This is a genomic window from Desulfovibrio sp. DV, from assembly GCF_001936595.1.
Classification (GTDB): Bacteria; Desulfobacterota; Desulfovibrionia; order Desulfovibrionales; family Desulfovibrionaceae; genus Solidesulfovibrio.
The window spans coordinates 23,427-40,766 of the sequence record NZ_MLBG01000031.1; the positions used below are offsets into that span (position 1 = coordinate 23,427).

Here is a 17,340-nt window from a genome sequence, read left to right on the forward strand (position 1 = left end):
ACTTCTCTCCAGAAATAGTTGATTCCGGCCTCTTAGGCCTCTTTATCCACGGGGAGTCCGGCTTCAATCATCTTCTCGCGGAATTCGTCCTCGTAGGCTTCATAGGAATGGGCCTTCACGGTGGGGTCGTTCCAGGGGTTCACCCACATGGCCCGACGGCTCATATTGGGGCAGACCCGGGTGGGCGAGAGGAAGATGCCGCCCATGTGCATGAGCTTGGAGAAGGGAAAGTAAATGAAAAGCGCGCACACCAGGGTCAGGTGGGCGTACACCGAGGCGTCGATGGGGGCGGTGGGCAGGTGCGGACGCAGCGTCACCAGACCCATGGCCAGTTCCTTGACGGCGATGACGTCGACCTTGACCACGTAGCGCATCCACACGCCGGTCAGCACGATGCCAAGCAGCAGGAACAACGGAAAATAGTCCTGCATGAGCGTGATGTAGCGGACCTTGCCGTCAAAGACGCGGCGGGCCAGCAGAAAGAGCAGGCCGACCAGGATGAGCGCGTCGGACTGGTACATCACCGGCAGGCCGATCTGGAGAATCGAATCCAGAAATTCGGCGATGCCGACCGGGCCGGGCACCGGCGCCATGAAAAAGCGCAAGTGGCGCACGAAGATGAGCAGGAAGCAGTAGTGGAAGATCAAGGCGAACAGCCACAGGGATTTCTCCGAGCTGTAGCCGACCTTGGGTCCGTCCTGCTGGAGCTTCACCGACGTGTTGCGGAAAAGCGACCGGAAGCAGAGCACTTCCAGGACCATCCGCATGAACACGCCCTTCTTGTCGTCAGGGTTGTCCCAGGGGCTGTTTTTGATCCAGGGCAGCGATTTCTGCTGACCGCCGGTGGTGGGAATGCAAAACGGAACCGGGCTTTTGGCCCAATCCACGATGCGCATGGTAAAACCCACCAGAAAAATGATGATTGCGATGTACGGGAGTGCTATCCCGAACAGCGCGCTCATCCCCATCCCCACGCCCAACCACGGGATGACGATAAGCGCCAGTACCGCGAGAAAGGAGTAAAACGCTGCCATGTACCCTCACCTCGTTAAAGGTTTCCCCATTGACGCCTACTGGTCCTCCCCTCCCTCGGCGGAGAGGTCGCAGACGAGATTGGCCCGTTTAAGGAGCCGGTCGTACTGTTTCTTGATCTGATCGATCCGAAGGGCGTAGATTTTTTCCCGGCACTGGCAGTAGATGTCGAGCGAGAACAGGGCCAGTACATCGATAGCCGATTCCAGGGCGAGGAGCTGGACGAACAGATTGTGCTCGACGATCTTGGGCCACAGGGCTTCCCGGACCGCCTTTTTGAGCAGAAAAATGAACGCCGTGGCCTGGGCCGGGGTGAAATCCTGGACAGCGCGCACCCGCACGATCTCGTCGAGAAACGGTGTGAACGTGGCCGCGTCCGGTGCCTCGCCGCAGCTGGCAAGGCCCATGACAATACCGCGCATTCCGGCCTCGAACCGGTGGCGCACGGGATTGGCAAAGGGATCGTCGCGTTTTTTCCACAGCACGGCCGTATTCTCGGCATAGGTGCCGAGAATCAGGTCGAACCAGGCGTCAAGGACAACCTGCTGGTCCAGGACGAGGAAATCCACCAGTTTGAGCATGGAAATGTACCTTTCTTCACAAATGCTTAACAGGCTGGTTCCTTACCAGAAAAGCGCAAATTGTAAAGGACGGAAATCCTCAGGCCAGAGCGGAAATCACCAGGGATTTCCGGGGACTTGCCGCCCTGGGGCGCATTTTGCTAGTCTCGGAAAAAAAGAGAGCCGCCATGCAGCCCACACCCGCACAATTTGACATCCTGCGCGCCGCCGCCGCATTTTCCGCAGTGGAGCGCTACAGCGGGACCATGCCCAAACGGCAGGCCCTGCATTATGACAAGACACAATTGACGGGCCTCGAAGATGCCGGATTTCTGGAGCGGGTCAAGCTCTCATTTCCCTGCGGCAAGGATGTCGAAGGCTGGCGGCTGACGGGGTTTGGGCGGCTGATCCTGGCCGACAAGGCGGCCGACGACGCCCTGGAGCCGGAGCATCTGCGTATCCTTTCAGATGTCTACCACTACTCCCGGCTGTCCCAGAACCGGGGGATGATGCCCAAGGAACTGGCCCGGACGTTTGACGCCGACGACGTGCGCGACCTGTTTATGCACGGCTATCTGCTGCGCATCCATCTCAAGGGAGCGGTCAAGGCCAAAGGCTGGGTGGTGTCCAACAAGGGCCTTGCCGCCCTGCGCCGGGCGACCGGTCCGGTCTTTGTCGGGGCCGGTCCCCAGAAAAACTAGAACTCGCCGCGAAGCCCGGGTTCGCCCGGCTGGTGCGGACTCCACGACAGCCGCACGTCCAGGCCCTCGCGGTCGGGCCGCTTGGTGGCTTTTATTTCCACATCCAGCATCACGGCCGGCGTCAGCCGCACCGACACCCGTCCGGCCGCAACGCCAAGGCTGCCGGCCCGCAGTTCCCGGGCCATGGCTTCCAACCGGTCCGCCGCCTCCCACACGCCCATCACCCCGCCCAGGCGGGCCTTCTGGATCCCCATGCGACCTCCCCGGCCGCCTGTCGGCGGCCATGACGCCCTCTACCCGGCCCGGATGGCCGGCTGGCGTCGGGTTGGCGACAAGACGTCGACGCGACGGTTCAGGCTCCGGGACCGGCGGTCTGCCGTATCCGGACGAGGAGTCCCTCCATGGCCTCGACCACGGCCAGCCGCTTGACGGCCAACCGGTCGCCGGCAAAGAGAAACTGGCGCACATCGGTAAAATCCGGCCCTTCCCAGGCCATCCAGACCGTGCCCACAGGCTTCTGGGGCGTGCCGCCCGTTGGGCCGGCAATGCCGCTTATGGCCACGGCCACATCGGCCCGCAGCACCCCGCGCGCACCCCGGGCCATGGCCAGCACGGCCTCCCGGCTGACCGCCCCCTTGGTGTCGAGCACAGCCTGGGGCACGCCCAGCACATCGCGTTTAATGCCGTTGGCATAGGCCACCACGCCGCCGCCAAACCAGGACGAAGCCCCTGGCGCGTCCGTCAGAACGCTGGCCAGCAGGCCCCCGGTACACGACTCGGCGCAACCAAGCATCCAGCCCCTGGCTGAAAGCGCCTCGCCCAGGGTTCCCGCCAGTTGCCGCATCACCTCTTCCATGCTGCCTCCTCGGCCATTTTGCCCCGCCTATCTGATTTTTCCCGGCCTGTCACCGCCTTGCTTCGAGGTCTGTTGCCAATTTTGTTAAAAGAGCCGCCCGCCACGCCCGTTCCCGCCCATGGGCCGACGGCCGGCGCTTGCCGCGTCCAGGCTTGACGCGGCAAACGCCGGCCGCGTACAGGCATGGCCGATGGATATGACAAGGAGCGAGTATGCTGGATCTTAAATTCCTGCGCCAAAACCCCGAGGCCGTGGCCGCGGGCATGGCCCGACGGCGTTTTCCCTTCGACATGGCGGCCTTTCTGGCCTTGGAGGAACGCCGACGCGCCTTGCTGACGGCGGTTGAGCAGAAAAAAGGCCAGCGCAACGCCGCTTCGGCCGAAGTGGCCAAGATCAAACGGGCCGGCGGCGACGCCGCCCATGTCCTGGCCGGGCTGGGGACGCTGTCTGACGATATCAAGGCCCTGGACGAGACGGCCAAGGCCATTGACGCCGAAGTGGCCGAACTGCTTCTTGGCGTGCCCAACCTGCCCCACGCCACCACCCCGGACGGGGCCAACGAGAACGACAATCCGACCGTGCGCGTGGTCGGCACGCCGCGCGAATTTTCCGAATTCCCCCCGCGCGAGCACCAGGACGTGGGCACGGCCCTCGGGCTTGACGCCGAGCGGGCCGCCAAACTGTCCGGGGCGCGCTTCGTGGTCCTTCGCGGCGGCCTGGCCCGGCTGGAACGCGCCCTGGCGGCCTTCATGCTCGACCGGCACATCGCGGCCCACGGCTACACCGAAGTGGTCGTCCCCTACATCGTCTCCGATGAGAGCCTGCTTGGCACGGGCCAGTTGCCGAAATTTGCCGCCGACCTGTTTAAGATCGAGGGCGCCGCCTCCTACCTCATCCCCACGGCCGAGGTGCCGGTGACCAACCTGCACCGGGGCGAGGTGCTGCCCGAGTCGGCCCTGCCCTTGGGCTACGTCTGCCATTCCCAGTGCTTCCGCTCCGAGGCCGGGTCCTACGGCAAGGACACCAAGGGGCTCATTCGCCTGCACCAGTTCGGCAAAGTGGAACTGGTGCGCTTTGTCCATCCCGACGCCTCCTATGCCGAACTGGAAAAGCTCACCAGCCATGCCGAGGCCATTTTACAGGCCCTGGAACTGCCCTACCGGGTGGTGGCCCTGTGCGCCGGGGACATCGGCTTTTCCTCGGCCAAGACCTACGACCTGGAAGTCTGGCTGCCCGGCCAGGACAAATACCGCGAGATCTCCTCGTGCTCCAATTTCGAGGATTTCCAGGCCCGCCGCGCCGACATCCGCTTCAAGCCCGAGGGCGGCAAAAAGACGGCCTATGTGCACACGTTAAACGGCTCCGGCCTGGCCATTGGCCGCACCATGGCCGCCATCCTGGAAAACTATGTCCGCGCCGACGGCGCGGTGGCGATGCCCAAGGCGCTCATCCCCTACATGGGCGGCCTTGAAGTCCTGGAACCGGAGGGAAAGCAGGCATGATCACCGACGAAAAGCGCAAGGCCTTCTGGGCCGACGTCAAGCGCGGCCTGTTGATCGGCGGCGCGGTGGGCGTCCTTGGCGGCATCTTTTTCATGGACATGCGCCGGGGCCTGGCCCTGGGCCTCATCGGCGGCTTTTTCGCCGTGCTGACGCGCCGGTCCCTGGACAAACGCCGACGCCGCTAGCCCTTCCCGACAACGGGAAAACGCCCGGCAGCCTTGGGGTTGCCGGGCGTTTTTGCGTCTGGGCCTTGCCGCCCGGCCTTCCCGCCTCTTCGGCCGGGTGCAGGCCGGCCCCGGCGGCCGGAACCGCCCTGGGCGCGTCCGGCCCGTGCCTCCGGCCATCATTGGCCAGGACCGCCCGCCCCGCATTTTCTCCCACCCGCACCATAAAAAAAAGCGGCAGGCCCCGTGGCCTGCCGCTCATGGCGTCGCCGGAAACCCCGGCGGCCTAGTTGACCGCGAGGTTGAGATTTTTCGTACCCATGGCCACGTAGATGTCGGCCAGGGCGCTCTGGTAGTCGGTCAGGGCCTGGGTCAGGTTGAACTCGGCGGTGCTGACCCGGGCCTGGGCGTCGAGCACGTCGGTGCTGGTGCCGACCTGGGCCTGGTAGCGGGCCACAGCCATGCGGAAGCCTTCCTTGGACGCTTCCAGGGCGGTGCGGGCCACCGAGATGCGTTTGGCCGCATCCTGGATATTGAGGTAGTAGGTCTTGACCTGATAGCCGACGTCCAGGCGCAGTTTGGCCAGATCGGCCTGCAGCTTCTTGACGTTGTCCCGGGCGGCCTGCAGCCCGAAATAGGTCGAGCCCCAGTCCCAGGCCTGCAGGGAGGCGGTGATGCCCACGGCAGTGGTCTCCGGGGTGGTCGAACCGGAATTGTCCTTGAGGTCGAGATCCAGGGTGTTGCCCTGCTTGGTATAGGTGGCCTGGGCCTGGACCTGGGGATACAGCGGGCTGGCTGCGATCTTGGCGCTGCGCTCGGCGATCTGCACGGACTTGACGGCCATGTACAGGTCGGGACGCTGTTTGTAGGCCAGATCGAGGCAGTCCTCGATGTTCATGGCAAAGGGGATGTAGGACAGCTCGCCCAGATAGTTGGTCTGCTGGTTGAGCGGCAGGTTGAGCAGGGAATTGAGCTGGGCGATCTGCACCAGGACGTTGTTTTCGGCCTTGAGCAGATCCTGCTCGGCCTGGGCCAGATCGGATTCGGCCTGCAACACGTCCAGGCGGGGCTTGAGGCCGACGTCATAGTAGGCCTGCGCCACCTTGTACTGGGATTCCAGACGGGCCACGGAATCCTTGTTGCTCGCCACGTTGGCCCGGGCTTGCAGCAAGGTCAGGAAGGCCTGCTGCACGGCCTTGACCAAGGTCAGTTCGGTATACTTGATATTGGCTTCGGCCTGCTCTTTGGTCAGGGCGGCCTTCTGGTAGGTATTTAAAAGGCGGAAACCGGTAAAAAGCGGCTGGGTGACCTGCAACTGGAGCTGGTAGAGATTTTGCCAATAGCCGACCCGGGTGGAAGCCGTGCGCGTCGTGGCCAGGTTTGAGCCGGTCATGGTGTTGACCAACTGGTTGCCCGGGTTGGCCAGGGTGGTCGAACTGACGACCTTGGCGTCGGTGCGCTGGAAGGCGTAGCTGACGGTTCCCACCGGGCCGAAGTTGGCCAGGGCCTGGCGCCGGTACTCTTCAGAGCCCGACAGGGTGGCCCGGGCGGACTGCATTTGCGGGTTGGCTTCCAGGCTGCGCTGGACGCTTTGCTGCATGTCCAGGGACTGGGCGTCGCCGGCCTGGGCCACGGCTTTGCCGCCGGCCTGGGTCACGGCCGGGTCCGTCTGTTTTTCCTTGACGAATTCGGGCAGGGGGATCTTGTTGATCTGGTTTTCAAGGCCGGCATCCGGGGTCGTGGCAGCGGCTGCGCCGGACTGGGCAGTACCCGAATAGCGTTTGGCCACACGGTCTTTGTTCGTGGCCGCGTCCTGGGCGAAAGCCGGCCCGACAAAAAAACCAAAAATTAAAAAGCCCGTTATTATAATCTGATAGGGCCGTTTCGTGTCTGCGGTCATGCCGTGTCCTCTCCATCTCGAGAGATTACCCGGAGTCCGGGCAACTTCCCGATAATACAATTGATCCGGATTGTATACTCTTGTGAACAGTCATTCACAACCCTGGCATACACCCCATTCCAGCGCGGTAGCGTATCCGGGTTTCCCCTCTTTGTCGAGTCCAGGCCAGCCCTGGTTGCATCCACCCGCCCCCTGCCGTACAAGCCAAGGCATCGGCGCGGCCAGAATGCCGCCAAAAGGAGCCTCATGACCCTGACCAAACGGCTTGGCTTCGCCAAAACACCCCTCTTCCTCGTCGACGGAAGCGCCTATATCTACCGTGGCTACCATGCCTTCCGGGACATTTCCCGGTCGGACGGCTTCCCCACCAGCGCCCTGTTTATGATTTTCCGCCTCCTGTTCAAACTTCTCAAAGAGCAGGAGCCGCGCCACCTGGTTTTCTTCCTCGACGGCAAAGGCCCGACCTTTCGCAGCAACATCTATGCCGCGTACAAAGCCAACCGCGAGGCCATGCCCGAACCCCTGGCCCGCCAGATCGAACCCCTGCGCCAGGGGCTGGCCCTGCTCGGGGTGCCGGTCATCGTGCCCCAGGGAGCCGAGGCCGACGACGGCATCGCCAGTCTGGCCGCCCGGTTCAGTCCCCAGTTGCCGGTGGTCATCGTCGGCGCGGACAAAGACCTTAAACAATGCTTGAGCGAACAGGTGGCCCTGTACGATCCCTCGGGCAAGGCCGAACGCCTGACCACCCTGGCGGATTTCACGGCCGAGTGCGGCATCGCCCCGGCTTCCTGGCCCGATTTGCAGGCCCTGGTCGGCGACGCCAGCGACAATATTCCGGGCATCCCCGGCATCGGCCCCAAGACGGCGCTGGACATCCTGCGCCGCCTGCCCACCCTGGAAGCCGTGCGCCAGGGCCTCGACACCTTAAAGCCCACAGTGCGCAGCAAGATCGAACCGGCCTTTGAAGCGCTCCTCACCTACCGCGAGCTGACCCGCCTGCGCACCGACATCCTGCCGGAGACCACTCTGGCCGATACCGCCCTGGGGATCCCCGACCAGCCGGCCCTGCGCGCCTTTCTGGAAGGCTACGAATTCCGCACCCTGGCCCGGGAAATTCCCGGCCAGCCGGTCCAGGCCCCGACCCCGGCCCGCAAGGAACCGGCTGCCTCGGCCCAGCTCTCGCTGTTTGATCTGCCGGCCCGGCAAGCGCCGGGGGCATCCGCCAAGCCTGCCCCGGTTGCGTCGGCCCCGGCCAATGACCCGGCCAAGGCCCCGACGACCGGCCAACCCGTCACCGCCCTGGCCGATCTGCCCGATCCGGCCGGCCGCACCCTGGCCCTGGTTCCTCTGGAGAACGGCCTGAGCCTGTCGTTTGGGCCGGATGACTATCTCCTCGATGCCGCGCCTGCGGCCCTGGCCGCCTGGCTGGCGCCGGCCAAACGGGTGGCCGTGCCCTCGGTCAAGGCCCTGCTGGCCGCGAACGCCGCTTACGCCGCCCTGCCGCTCACGTTGTGGTTCGACCTGGGTCTGGCCGCCTACCTGCTTAACCCCGAGAGCCGCTCCTATGGCTTTGAGCGGCTGCGCGACAGCCTCTTTTCCGACCCGGCCGTGGACGCCAGCGAAATTTCCCCGACCGACAATGGCCGGGCCGCGGCCCTGTTGGCCGACACCCTGTCCGCGCGGCTGGAAACGGCCGGCCTGACCCGGCTTGTGGCCGAACTTGAACTGCCGCTCATTCCGGTGCTCCTGGCCATGGAACAAGCCGGCATCGGCATCGACCGGGCTGCCTTTGCCCGCTTCGCCGAGGAGGTGGGGACGCGCCTGGCCGCCCTGGAAGCCGACATCGCCGCCAAGGCCGGCAAGCCCTTCAATCCGCGCTCCAGCCAGCAGCTTGGCGAAATTTTATATACCGACCTGGGCCTCAAGGCCCACGGCAAGACCCCGGGCGGCGCGGCGTCCACCTCCCAGGAAGCCCTGGAGCGGCTGGCCGGCGTCCATCCGCTGGTCGACCGGATTCTGGAATTTCGAAAGCTTGAAAAACTGCGCTCGACCTATCTTGGCCCCCTGCCGGCCCTGGCCGATGCAGCCGGGCGCATCCACACGACGCTCAACAACATGGCCACGGCCACCGGCCGGCTGTCGAGCTCCAACCCCAATCTGCAAAACATCCCCATCCGCGGCGAATTCGGCCGGCGGATGCGCGACTGCTTCATCGCCGCCCCCGGCAACAAGCTGGTCGCCGCCGACTATTCCCAGATCGAACTGCGGGTGCTGGCCCATCTGTCCGGCGAACCGGCCCTGCTCGACGCCTTTGCCCACGGGGCCGACATCCACGCCCGCACCGCCGCCCTGCTCTTTGACACGGCCGAGGCCGACGTGGCCCCGGACCAGCGGCGTCAGGCCAAGACCATCAATTTCGGCCTGCTCTACGGCATGGGGCCGCAAAAGCTCTCCCGGGATCTCGGCATCAAGCTCGATGCGGCCAAAGCCTTTATTGCCCGGTATTTCGAACGGCTGCCCGGATTGTCCGCCTTTTACGACGGCATCGTGGAATCGGCCAAGGCCCAGGGCTTCGTCACCACCCTGGCCGGGCGGCGCCGGCTTTTGCCCGACATCAGCTCCGCCAACAGCCAGCTCTCCTCCCAGGCCCGGCGTCAGGCGATAAACACCGTGGTCCAGGGCGGCGCGGCCGACATCATTAAGATGGCCATGCTGGCTGCCGCCCGGGACGAAACCCTAGCCGGCCTCGGCGCGACCCTGGTCCTGCAGATCCACGATGAACTGCTGCTGGAAACCCCGGCTGCGGCGGCCAAGGCCGCCGGCGAACAGCTGGCGGCGCGCATGACCGGCGTGTACCCCCTGGCCGTCCCCCTGGAAGTCGATTGGGGCATCGGCCAGACCTGGGGCGAGGCCCACTAGGCCGACGAAGGCCGACGGACGCCAAAGGGCTTTTCATCCGCGCCAAAGTTGCCTACCATCATCAGGCTTCATGGCCGGCTGGGAGCTGCAAAACGCCGCTTGCGGCAAATGGATCGACAAGGAACAGACGGATGCCGCCAACCGGTAAATCCATTCGGGAAGATTTGGCCCGGGCCAAGTCCGCGTACGCAAAAAACGACGAACTGCGCGCCGTGCAGCTCGTAGCCGTATCCTTGCGCTCGTTTCTGGCCGTCAAACTTCCGGGCAGCGAACGCACCCCCATTGAGGGCCTTTTGCGCGAAAGCCTCTCCAACATCAGCAAACTGCCAAGCGTCAAGAAATACGTGCCAAACGGCATCCCCTACACCAAGGGCCAAGAGCAAAAGCTGGCTGCCTTCACGATCTCCCTGGCCCAAAAGATCGAAGCCGATCTGGCCGACGAAGGCCTTGACGCCATGCGCCAGCGCAAGCTTCGCATCGACCATGCCATCATCAAGGGAACCAAGCTGTTGGCAGAGGGCAACCTCTTGGAAGCCCAACGCAATTTTCGCGCGGCAGTGGATGAATACGTCGATGAGAAGGGGCTTTTTCCGCTTATTGCCTCGCGCCTGATCGATGCCGGGCAGTACAAGGCCGCCTTTGAATACCTCAAGCGGGCCATCGACGAATCGCCCGAAAATCCCAGAATTTATGATTTTCTGATCCTGGCCGGCAGCAAGGGCGAGGAATGGGCAACGGTGGAACGGCTGCTCCTTGAGGGCAAACCGCGCAGCGGCTCCCTGCCGCTCTACGACCAGACCCTGGCCCTGGCCGCCTCCCGGCTCGGCCACTGGGATCTGGCCCGCTCGGCCGCAACCCAGGCCCTGACCGCCGATCCGAAACTGGAAGAGGCCAAGCGGGTCCTGGCCGCTGTTCACAAGCAGGCTGAAGGCAGCGCCTAGCGGCCGGAGAACCGGGCCAGGGCGGCGACCAGGGCTCGAGCATGGCCGGGCCAGGCCCGGGCCAACAGCGCCGCCTCGTCCTCGGGACACGGCCAGCCAAGGCCACTGCCGGCCCGGGCCAGTTCCTCAGGCGAAAACGAACCCAGAAAGTCCAGGATGCCGCGTTGGGTTTCGGCCGCAAGCCCCTGGGCCGCCAGTCCCGAGACAAAGCCCTGCACTGCCGTCTCGGCCACATCCTCGCCAGCCAGCACCAGTTCCCCCACGCCTTCCACCCGGTCCAGACGCATACGCAGGGTCATGTTGGTGAAAAAGGCCAGGGCCGCCAGCTTGTCGGCGAGTTGCCCGGCCTCGGTAAAATCCTGCCCGGCTCCGTAACCGCGAACGGTAATAAGCCGCACGGCAACCGCCTCTCCGGCCACCCTGGCCACGAAATCCCCGGCCGCGTGGTGCCACGGGCCGATGCCGGCCCCGGTGTCGGCATGGTAATAGCGCGTGAGGATGTGGGCCGCCTGCCGGTAGATCTCCAGGGCGGGCCGGGCCTCCAGGCTGCGCTCGCCGGCATCGTAGTCCCAGAGCCGGACCCGGCCGGTCCCGTCCTGGTGAAATTCATGAAAGCCGGCAAACCAGTCCTCGAGCAGGAACGCCATCCCGCCGGATGTGGCAAAGGCATGGGGACAGGGCAGATAGTCCGGCGTAAAATGCGTACGCAGGCCGGCCAGCAATCCGGCCTCCTGTTCGAGCAGGGCGACAGCGGCCGGGGTGGCGGCCACGTTGACGCACAGCTTCACCTCGACCCCGCCCCCCCGCACGGTCAGGCTGGCCGGATGATACAAGGCCCCATGCTTCTCTGCCCGGATGACCAGTGCATCGATCCCGGTTCCCGCTGCCGGACAACCAGCGGCGACGAGGGCGGCCAGCAATGCCGCCCGGGCCTCGCCGCAGGCAAAGGCCTCCAATCCGGCAAAATAGGTTTCATAGGTCAGGCCGTCGCCGCCTTCCACAGCGACCGCCCCGAGTTCGGGCCGATAGTCCAGCAGGCCTTGCGGCGAAGCGATCTGGCGGGTGATGCTCATCGGGGGCTCCTTGGCGGCAAGGGACAGATGTGGAAAGAGGGCGCGGCCGGAACGATACGCCTCGGGAAAACAGCCGAAGAAAGCGTGCGTTGCTCCCTTGGGTCCGCGTCACAGCCCAGGGGCCACACTGCGGCCAGGGGCAAGGCCACAGGGGAAACCGTCCGGGCGGGTATCAGCCCCGTGCAGTGCAGCGGGCCAGGGCGGCAGCCACAAAATGGTCGGCCCAATGGGGTGCGCCGTCGGCGTGGATGTGGGTGTAGGCGGCAAAGGTATTGGCCGTGACCAGACCGTCCAGGCCGTCGAGCATCCCCACGCCGCGCTCCATGGCCAGGGCAAAGGCCTCGGCTCCGGGCAGGCCCGGACCGGTGCCGGAGCAGGTCCCAAGCGCGGCCTGGCATTTGGAATAATGAAATTCATGGCCGCGAAGGACCGTGCCCACGGGATGGTAGGGGTTGTCCCTGACCACCCGGGCCACGCTGTAGCCCAGGCCTTGCGGCCGGGCGCACAGGGTCGTCGTCACCGGAAAGACGCCGGCCATGGGGTAGACCGTGCCGGCAATGTCGAGCCCCTGGCACAGGTACATAAACCCGCCGCACTCGGCGTAAATGGGCAGGCCGTCGGCGGAGAGGTCCCGCACCCGGTCGCGCACCACGGCATTGGCGGCCAGGGCCTCGACATGGGTTTCCGGGAACCCGCCGCCGAGATACAGGCCGTCCAGCTTTGGCCAGGGCGCGGCATCGAGGATGCTGACCGTGACCAGCCGGGCTCCGGCCCGCTCCAGGGCTTCGAGATTTTCCGGATAGTAAAACCACAGGGCGGCGTCGCGCACCACGCCGATGACCGGCCGGGTCCCATCGCCCCGGGGGGCGGGCCGGACCGGCGGGGCGGCCTCGGCCAGGGCCGGCGCGGCCCGGGCAATGGCCAGCAGGCGGTCCAGATCGACATTGTCCCGGATCACAGCGGCAATGCCGTCCAAAATGGGGTCCACGGCGTCCTGTTCGCGGTTGGACACCAGCCCCATGTGGCGTTCGGGAATGGGATTGACGGAAATTTTCGGCAGTAAGCCAAGCACCGGCACCCCGGCCAGGGATTCAATGGCCTCGCGCAGGATGTCGCGGTGGCGCGGACCGGCGGTGCGGTTTAAGACCACGCCGGCCAGATGGAGCCCGGGCTCGAAGGCGGCCACGCCGGCCACGATGGCGGCCGCGGTGCGGGTCATTTTGGTGGCGTCGAGGATGAGTACGACCGGGGCGGCCAGGGAGCGGGCCAGGGCAGCGGTGGAGCAGGAGCCGGCCACGTCCATGCCGTCGAAGATGCCGCGGTTGCCTTCGATGATGCTGATGTCGCCGTCGGCGGATTTTTCGAGGAAAAGTGAGGGAATCCGGTCCGGGGGCAATAAGAAAGGGTCCAGATTGGTGGCGTCGTGGCCGGCGGCAAGGCCGAGCCAGGCGGCGTCGATGTAATCCGGACCCTTTTTAAAAGGGCGGACTCGCAGACCCGCAGTGGCCAAAGCCCGGCAGATGCCGAGGGAGAGGATCGTCTTTCCGGCCCCCCCGGAGAGTCCGGCCAGGACCAGACGCGGGCGATAGTTCACGGCGCGTGTCTTTGGGCGCGCATTGCGGCGCGTCGGAGAGTTCGGGTTTCACGAGCAGGTCCCACAAAGGCCAAGAGGGCACATCGGGAACGGCAAAGTTCGAGGCGTGCCGCCAAAGCCGAAAGATCCGACTCGCAAAACGCTTCGCGCCGCTTTGGGCTATTCTTCTTCGGCCTTCTGCTTGCCGGCGCCGGTCAAGCCGTACATGGTCGTGGAGCCGCTCGACCAGAATTCCAGCTTGCCTTCGTTGACCAGCTCGGTGAGGACTTTTTTGACTTCGCGCTGCTTTTTGTCCGGAAAAACCTTGCAAAGATCGCTGAAGTAGAACTTGGACTTGCCAGTTTTCCCCGTAAGGAATTCGAGAACTTGCTCTTTCTCGGAAGGCATAGCGTCCCCTCTTTGTTTGTTTCCGGGCGGGGATCGCTCCCCGCCCGGAAGTTGTTATTAAGCCTCGATGTGCTTGGTGAACTTGAACTGGGTGCTCTGGCGCCACGTGTAGTAGGCCGGATCACGGAAGTCATCGATGCAGTGGTGGGTGAACTCCAGGTCGCACAGCTCGAAGAACTTCTCCCAGCCAATGCGCTCGGCCCACTCGCCCAGGCGCTCGTACTTGCGAGCTTCCTTGGCGTACACTTCGACGATCTGCTTGACCATCTTGGTCAGCGTCGGCCAGCGGGGCGGCTCGTTGGGGATAAAGGCCACAACGACCTTGGAGAACTTGGGCATGGAGATGCGGTTGGACACCTTGCCGCCGACCATGAGCACGATGCCGTCACCCTCGCCGGAAGCGAGCGGCATGGCCGGGCACATGGTGTAGCAGTTGCCGCAGTACATGCAGCGCGAGGCGTTAACGGCAACGGAGTTGACCTTCTTGCCGTCGATCTCGACCTTGGCCGGCTTGATGGCGCCGGTGGGGCAGGCGGAGACAGCCAGGGGCACTTCGCAGATGTTGTCCAGGCGGTCGTGCTCGACGATGGGGGGCTTGCGGTGGATGCCGACGATACCGATGTCGGAGCAGTGCACCGCGCCGCACATGTTGAGGCAGCAGGCCAGCGAGATGCGGACCATGGCCGGCAGGGTCATGGACTGGAAGTACTCGAACATGTCGTCCATGACAGCCTTGACCGGGCCGGAGGCGTCGGTGGCCGGGGTGTGGCAGTGGGCGTAACCCTGGGTGTGGACGATGTTGGAGACGCAGGCGCCGGTGCCGCCGACCGGGAACTTGAAGCTGCCGCCAGCGAACTTGCGGGAAGCCAGATCGGCCAGCAGGCCGTCAAGAGCGGCTTCGGTCTCGACCATGAACTCCACGTTGTTACGCGTGGTGAAGCGCAGGTGGCCGCCGCAATGCTTCTCGGCGATCTCGCAGATCTCGCGGATGTGCGTGACGCTCATGAGGCGGGCAGCGCCGACGCGCACGGTGTAGACCACGTCGCCGGACAGGCCGACATGCTTGAGCACGCCGGGTTTGACGATCTCGTGGTAGTCCCACGCGCCTTTGTTTTTCTTGATGACCGGCGGATAGAACTCCTCGAAATGACGAGGACCGATATCCGTGATCCGGTTTTCCATGGGCTTGTCGGGATTGTATCCGGAAGAGATGAATGCCATTTCTTATGTCCCCCGCTTATCTCATGTGTCTCTGGCGATAGGCCTTTTCGTCATGGGCAAAGCCGCCGGGCACTTCCTCTTCCTTGAAGAAGATGTACGGGTTGGAGCGCGGCTCTTTGACATGCTGCGGCATAGCCTTGATGTTGGTGACCTCGAGCAGCTTCTGGAAGGACAGACGCTTCATGGTCTCGCCCACGCGCTCGCGGTTCTTGCCTTCTTCCATCCACCAGTCCCAAATGTTCTCGATGACTTCTTTGATCTCGTCGTAGGGCTTTTCGACCACGACGAAGGGAACGAGCAGCGAGGACATCTGGGCGCCGTCAAGGATGGGGGCCTTGGCGCCGAGCAGGATCGAGGTGCCGGTTTCTTTGCCGATCTTGACCGCTGCGGGCATGGTGTTGATGCAGTGCATGCAACGGGTGCAGTTGGCATTGTCAATGGACAGCTTGGCGCCGTCGTAGCTCATGCAGCCGGTGGGGCAGCGATCCACGACTTCCTTGACGATGTCGAACTTGCCCCAGTCGCGGCCGGAGTGGGAGCCGCCGCCCGGCTTGAACTCGCCGGCGACATAGGCCTTCACGCGATCCTGGTCGATGCGGATGTCGTCCTTCCAGGTGCCGATGACCGAGAAGTCGGAACGGGCGATGGAAGCGACGCAGCCGTTGGGGCAGCCGTCGAACTTGAACTTGAACTTGTAGGGGAAGGCCGGACGGTGCAGCTCGTCCTGGTAGTCATTGGTCAGGGTGTGGCACAGGTCCTGGGTGTCGTAGCAGGCGAATTCGCAGCGCGACTGGCCGAGGCAGTCAGCCGGGGTGCGCAGGTTGCCGCCCGAGCCGCCGAGGTCGGTGTTCATCTTGTGGGTGACGTCGAAGAAAATTTCTTCCAGCTGCGGGGTGGTGGTGCCGAGCAGCACGATGTCACCGGTGGAGCCGTGCATGTTGGTCAGGCCGGAACCGCGCAGGTCCCAGATGTCCATGATGCCGCGCAGGTAATCAGCGGTGTAGTACTTGCCGGAGGGCTGGGCCAGACGCACGGTGTGGAAGTGGGCAACGCCCGGGAACATCTCGGGCTGGTCGCAGTAACGGCCGATGACGCCGCCGCCGTAACCGAAAACGCCCACGATGCCGCCGTGCTTCCAGTGGGTCTCTTTGTCCTTGAAGGAGAGTTCCAGCACGCCGAGCAGATCGTCAGGGCAGTCAACGGGAGTCTGGTAATCCAGGCCGTCGGGGTTAGCGGCCCGATGGGCTGCTTCCTGTTTGATGTCGGACACGAAGCTGGGCCAGGGCCCAGTTTCGAGCTGGTCCAACAAGGGAGTTTGGTGTTTCGCCATTTGCTTCCTCCAGTGGGGTTTGAAGAGTTACCGCCTTAACCAGCTAACACGCGCTCCGTGCGGGCTTGCGCGCCGCTTAGGGCGCCCTCCCCACCGACCGACCCTGCTCGCCGACGTGTGGGGTGTTATTCATTTGGGGGTCTCTGAACGAAACGTGAACTTTTGAACAATCGCTCCCGATCTAAAATGACAACAGCCGTTATGTCAACGGCAAACCGGGCTTAGAGCGAGAACTCCCGGAACATTGTCCCTATCACGAGACCCCCCTCGTTGCAAAGCCTATTTCCTGCCAGCCCAGAACCACGGCCCAAAACTTGCCAAACGCCGCCTTTTGAACCATCACCCCCCCATGCCGTCGCCCACCCCTGCCCCGACCTGCCGCCGCTGCGGCCGCTGCTGCCGCCTGGGCGGTCCGGCCCTGCACGCGGCCGATCTGCCGCTCATCCACCAGGGCCGCCTCACCCCGGCCCAACTGGTCACCCTGCGCCGGGGGGAAGGAGTCACCGACAACGTCGCCGGCACGGTCGGGCCCTCCCCGGCCGAGCTGGTCAAGGTGCGGCCCGTAGCCGGCGGCCGGGCCTGCCTGCTCTATCGCGACCCGCCGGCCTGCGCCATCCACGATGCCGGCCCGCTGGAATGCCGCGCCCTTTTTTGCGACGATCCGGCCGCCCTGGCCGCCCTCTACGCCGCCGACCGCCTCACCCGGGCCGACCTCATCGAACCGGGCAGCGCCCTGGCCGAGTTGTGCGCCCATCACGAGGCCGAGACGGATCTGGCCCGGCTGGCCGGGCTGTGCCGGCTGGCTGCCGCCGGCGATCAGGCCGCCCGGGAACAGGTTGCCGCCCTGGCCCGCTTCGACGCCGCCATGCGCGAACTCCTCCCGGCCCGCCTCGGCCTGGACCCGGACACCCTGCCCTTCTATCTCGGCCGGCCCCTGGCCGAGGCCCTGCCCGCCCTGCGCGCCGCCGTCATCCCGGGCGGCCTTTACAAGCGCCGGCCATAAGCCTACATCCGAACCTGCCAGTTTTGCCGGCGCTCCGGCCTGGGGGAGTTCACATGATGTTCAAAGCCTTGCTTGTCAGCCTCTGCCTCTTTTTCGCGTCGCCGCTGGCCGTCGTTTCAGCGGCCGATTCCCGGCACACCTTCGGCAAATACAGTTT

At 64.8% G+C, this 17,340-nt stretch carries 16 protein-coding genes; 6 read left to right on the plus strand and 10 right to left on the minus strand.

Features of this window, described 5'->3' with window-relative positions:
- Positions 1 to 32 precede the first annotated feature (32 nt).
- The gene (dsrM, locus tag DVDV_RS09335; RefSeq protein WP_075354410.1) at positions 33 to 1,034 is read right to left on the minus strand and encodes a sulfate reduction electron transfer complex DsrMKJOP subunit DsrM; all 1,002 of its coding nucleotides are present in this window, start codon (positions 1,032 to 1,034) and stop codon (positions 33 to 35) included.
- Between the two features lie 36 nt (positions 1,035 to 1,070).
- The gene (locus DVDV_RS09340) at positions 1,071 to 1,613 is read right to left on the minus strand and encodes an RsbRD N-terminal domain-containing protein (protein ID WP_075354411.1); all 543 of its coding nucleotides are present in this window, start codon (positions 1,611 to 1,613) and stop codon (positions 1,071 to 1,073) included.
- A 167-nt stretch (positions 1,614 to 1,780) separates the two neighbouring features.
- On the opposite strand from DVDV_RS09340, the gene DVDV_RS09345 reads away from it, so the two are divergent.
- The gene (locus DVDV_RS09345; protein WP_075354412.1) at positions 1,781 to 2,293 is read left to right on the plus strand and encodes a hypothetical protein; all 513 of its coding nucleotides are present in this window, start codon (positions 1,781 to 1,783) and stop codon (positions 2,291 to 2,293) included.
- Here DVDV_RS09345 and DVDV_RS09350 read toward each other — a convergent pair.
- Positions 2,290 to 2,547 carry an amphi-Trp domain-containing protein gene (locus DVDV_RS09350; RefSeq protein ID WP_075354413.1) on the minus strand — a complete coding sequence of 86 codons (258 nt, stop codon included), beginning with the start codon at positions 2,545 to 2,547 and terminating at the stop codon, positions 2,290 to 2,292. The two genes, DVDV_RS09345 and DVDV_RS09350, sit on opposite strands and share 4 nt — an antisense overlap.
- A 98-nt stretch (positions 2,548 to 2,645) precedes the next feature.
- A complete protein-coding gene (locus DVDV_RS09355; RefSeq protein WP_075354414.1) occupies positions 2,646 to 3,149 on the minus strand; it encodes a CinA family protein in 504 nt (167 codons plus the stop codon).
- Positions 3,150 to 3,361: 212 nt separating this feature from the next.
- Here DVDV_RS09355 and serS point away from each other — a divergent pair, with 212 nt between their 5' ends.
- Positions 3,362 to 4,651, plus strand: coding sequence for a serine--tRNA ligase (gene serS, locus DVDV_RS09360; RefSeq protein ID WP_075354415.1), 1,290 nt, complete (start codon positions 3,362 to 3,364; stop codon positions 4,649 to 4,651).
- Positions 4,648 to 4,836, plus strand: coding sequence for a hypothetical protein (locus DVDV_RS09365; RefSeq protein ID WP_075354416.1), 189 nt, complete (start codon positions 4,648 to 4,650; stop codon positions 4,834 to 4,836). Before serS ends, DVDV_RS09365 begins: the two co-directional genes overlap by 4 nt.
- A 265-nt stretch (positions 4,837 to 5,101) precedes the next feature.
- On the opposite strand, the gene DVDV_RS09370 is transcribed toward DVDV_RS09365, so the two are convergent.
- Positions 5,102 to 6,715, minus strand: a complete 1,614-nt coding sequence (locus DVDV_RS09370; RefSeq protein ID WP_075354417.1) for a TolC family protein — start codon at positions 6,713 to 6,715, stop codon at positions 5,102 to 5,104.
- Between the two features lie 246 nt (positions 6,716 to 6,961).
- Between DVDV_RS09370 and polA the strand changes: the two genes are divergently transcribed.
- Entirely contained in the window at positions 6,962 to 9,634 is a 2,673-nt protein-coding gene (gene polA, locus DVDV_RS09375; protein ID WP_075354418.1) for a DNA polymerase I, read from the plus strand.
- 131 nt (positions 9,635 to 9,765) lie between these two features.
- Positions 9,766 to 10,575, plus strand: a complete 810-nt coding sequence (locus tag DVDV_RS09380; RefSeq protein WP_075354419.1) for a hypothetical protein — start codon at positions 9,766 to 9,768, stop codon at positions 10,573 to 10,575.
- Here the strand turns inward: DVDV_RS09380 and DVDV_RS09385 are convergent.
- The 5 genes from DVDV_RS09385 to dsrA form a co-directional block, all read right to left on the minus strand.
- Positions 10,572 to 11,648 (minus strand): hypothetical protein, encoded by a 1,077-nt coding sequence (locus DVDV_RS09385; RefSeq protein ID WP_075354420.1) that lies wholly within the window; start codon positions 11,646 to 11,648, stop codon positions 10,572 to 10,574. The genes DVDV_RS09380 and DVDV_RS09385 overlap by 4 nt on opposite strands.
- Before the next feature lie 172 nt (positions 11,649 to 11,820).
- Complete coding sequence (locus DVDV_RS09390; RefSeq protein WP_075354421.1) at positions 11,821 to 13,242, minus strand: cobyrinate a,c-diamide synthase; 1,422 nt, start codon at positions 13,240 to 13,242, stop codon at positions 11,821 to 11,823.
- Between the two features lie 159 nt (positions 13,243 to 13,401).
- Positions 13,402 to 13,629, minus strand: coding sequence for a dissimilatory sulfite reductase D family protein (locus DVDV_RS23335; RefSeq protein ID WP_075354422.1), 228 nt, complete (start codon positions 13,627 to 13,629; stop codon positions 13,402 to 13,404).
- Positions 13,630 to 13,686: 57 nt separating this feature from the next.
- Entirely contained in the window at positions 13,687 to 14,850 is a 1,164-nt protein-coding gene (gene dsrB / locus DVDV_RS09400; RefSeq protein ID WP_075354423.1) for a dissimilatory-type sulfite reductase subunit beta, read from the minus strand.
- A 16-nt stretch (positions 14,851 to 14,866) separates the two neighbouring features.
- The gene (gene dsrA, locus DVDV_RS09405; protein ID WP_075354424.1) at positions 14,867 to 16,180 is read right to left on the minus strand and encodes a dissimilatory-type sulfite reductase subunit alpha; all 1,314 of its coding nucleotides are present in this window, start codon (positions 16,178 to 16,180) and stop codon (positions 14,867 to 14,869) included.
- A gap of 349 nt (positions 16,181 to 16,529) precedes the next feature.
- On the opposite strand from dsrA, the gene DVDV_RS09410 reads away from it, so the two are divergent.
- The gene (locus tag DVDV_RS09410; protein WP_075354425.1) at positions 16,530 to 17,183 is read left to right on the plus strand and encodes a hypothetical protein; all 654 of its coding nucleotides are present in this window, start codon (positions 16,530 to 16,532) and stop codon (positions 17,181 to 17,183) included.
- Positions 17,184 to 17,340: the final 157 nt, after the last annotated feature.

What these genes read in the sequence shown, in the direction of transcription:
- dsrM (WP_075354410.1), bottom strand. Translation starts at nt 1,034, where the DNA reads ATGGCAGCGTTTTACTCCTTTCTCGCGGTACTGGCGCTTATCGTCATC.
- DVDV_RS09340 (WP_075354411.1), bottom strand. Translation starts at nt 1,613, where the DNA reads ATGCTCAAACTGGTGGATTTCCTCGTCCTGGACCAGCAGGTTGTCCTT.
- DVDV_RS09345 (WP_075354412.1), top strand. Translation starts at nt 1,781, where the DNA reads ATGCAGCCCACACCCGCACAATTTGACATCCTGCGCGCCGCCGCCGCA.
- DVDV_RS09350 (WP_075354413.1), bottom strand. Translation starts at nt 2,547, where the DNA reads ATGGGGATCCAGAAGGCCCGCCTGGGCGGGGTGATGGGCGTGTGGGAG.
- DVDV_RS09355 (WP_075354414.1), bottom strand. Translation starts at nt 3,149, where the DNA reads ATGGAAGAGGTGATGCGGCAACTGGCGGGAACCCTGGGCGAGGCGCTT.
- serS (WP_075354415.1), top strand. Translation starts at nt 3,362, where the DNA reads ATGCTGGATCTTAAATTCCTGCGCCAAAACCCCGAGGCCGTGGCCGCG.
- DVDV_RS09365 (WP_075354416.1), top strand. Translation starts at nt 4,648, where the DNA reads ATGATCACCGACGAAAAGCGCAAGGCCTTCTGGGCCGACGTCAAGCGC.
- DVDV_RS09370 (WP_075354417.1), bottom strand. Translation starts at nt 6,715, where the DNA reads ATGACCGCAGACACGAAACGGCCCTATCAGATTATAATAACGGGCTTT.
- polA (WP_075354418.1), top strand. Translation starts at nt 6,962, where the DNA reads ATGACCCTGACCAAACGGCTTGGCTTCGCCAAAACACCCCTCTTCCTC.
- DVDV_RS09380 (WP_075354419.1), top strand. Translation starts at nt 9,766, where the DNA reads ATGCCGCCAACCGGTAAATCCATTCGGGAAGATTTGGCCCGGGCCAAG.
- DVDV_RS09385 (WP_075354420.1), bottom strand. Translation starts at nt 11,648, where the DNA reads ATGAGCATCACCCGCCAGATCGCTTCGCCGCAAGGCCTGCTGGACTAT.
- DVDV_RS23335 (WP_075354422.1), bottom strand. Translation starts at nt 13,629, where the DNA reads ATGCCTTCCGAGAAAGAGCAAGTTCTCGAATTCCTTACGGGGAAAACT.
- dsrB (WP_075354423.1), bottom strand. Translation starts at nt 14,850, where the DNA reads ATGGCATTCATCTCTTCCGGATACAATCCCGACAAGCCCATGGAAAAC.
- dsrA (WP_075354424.1), bottom strand. Translation starts at nt 16,180, where the DNA reads ATGGCGAAACACCAAACTCCCTTGTTGGACCAGCTCGAAACTGGGCCC.
- DVDV_RS09410 (WP_075354425.1), top strand. Translation starts at nt 16,530, where the DNA reads ATGCCGTCGCCCACCCCTGCCCCGACCTGCCGCCGCTGCGGCCGCTGC.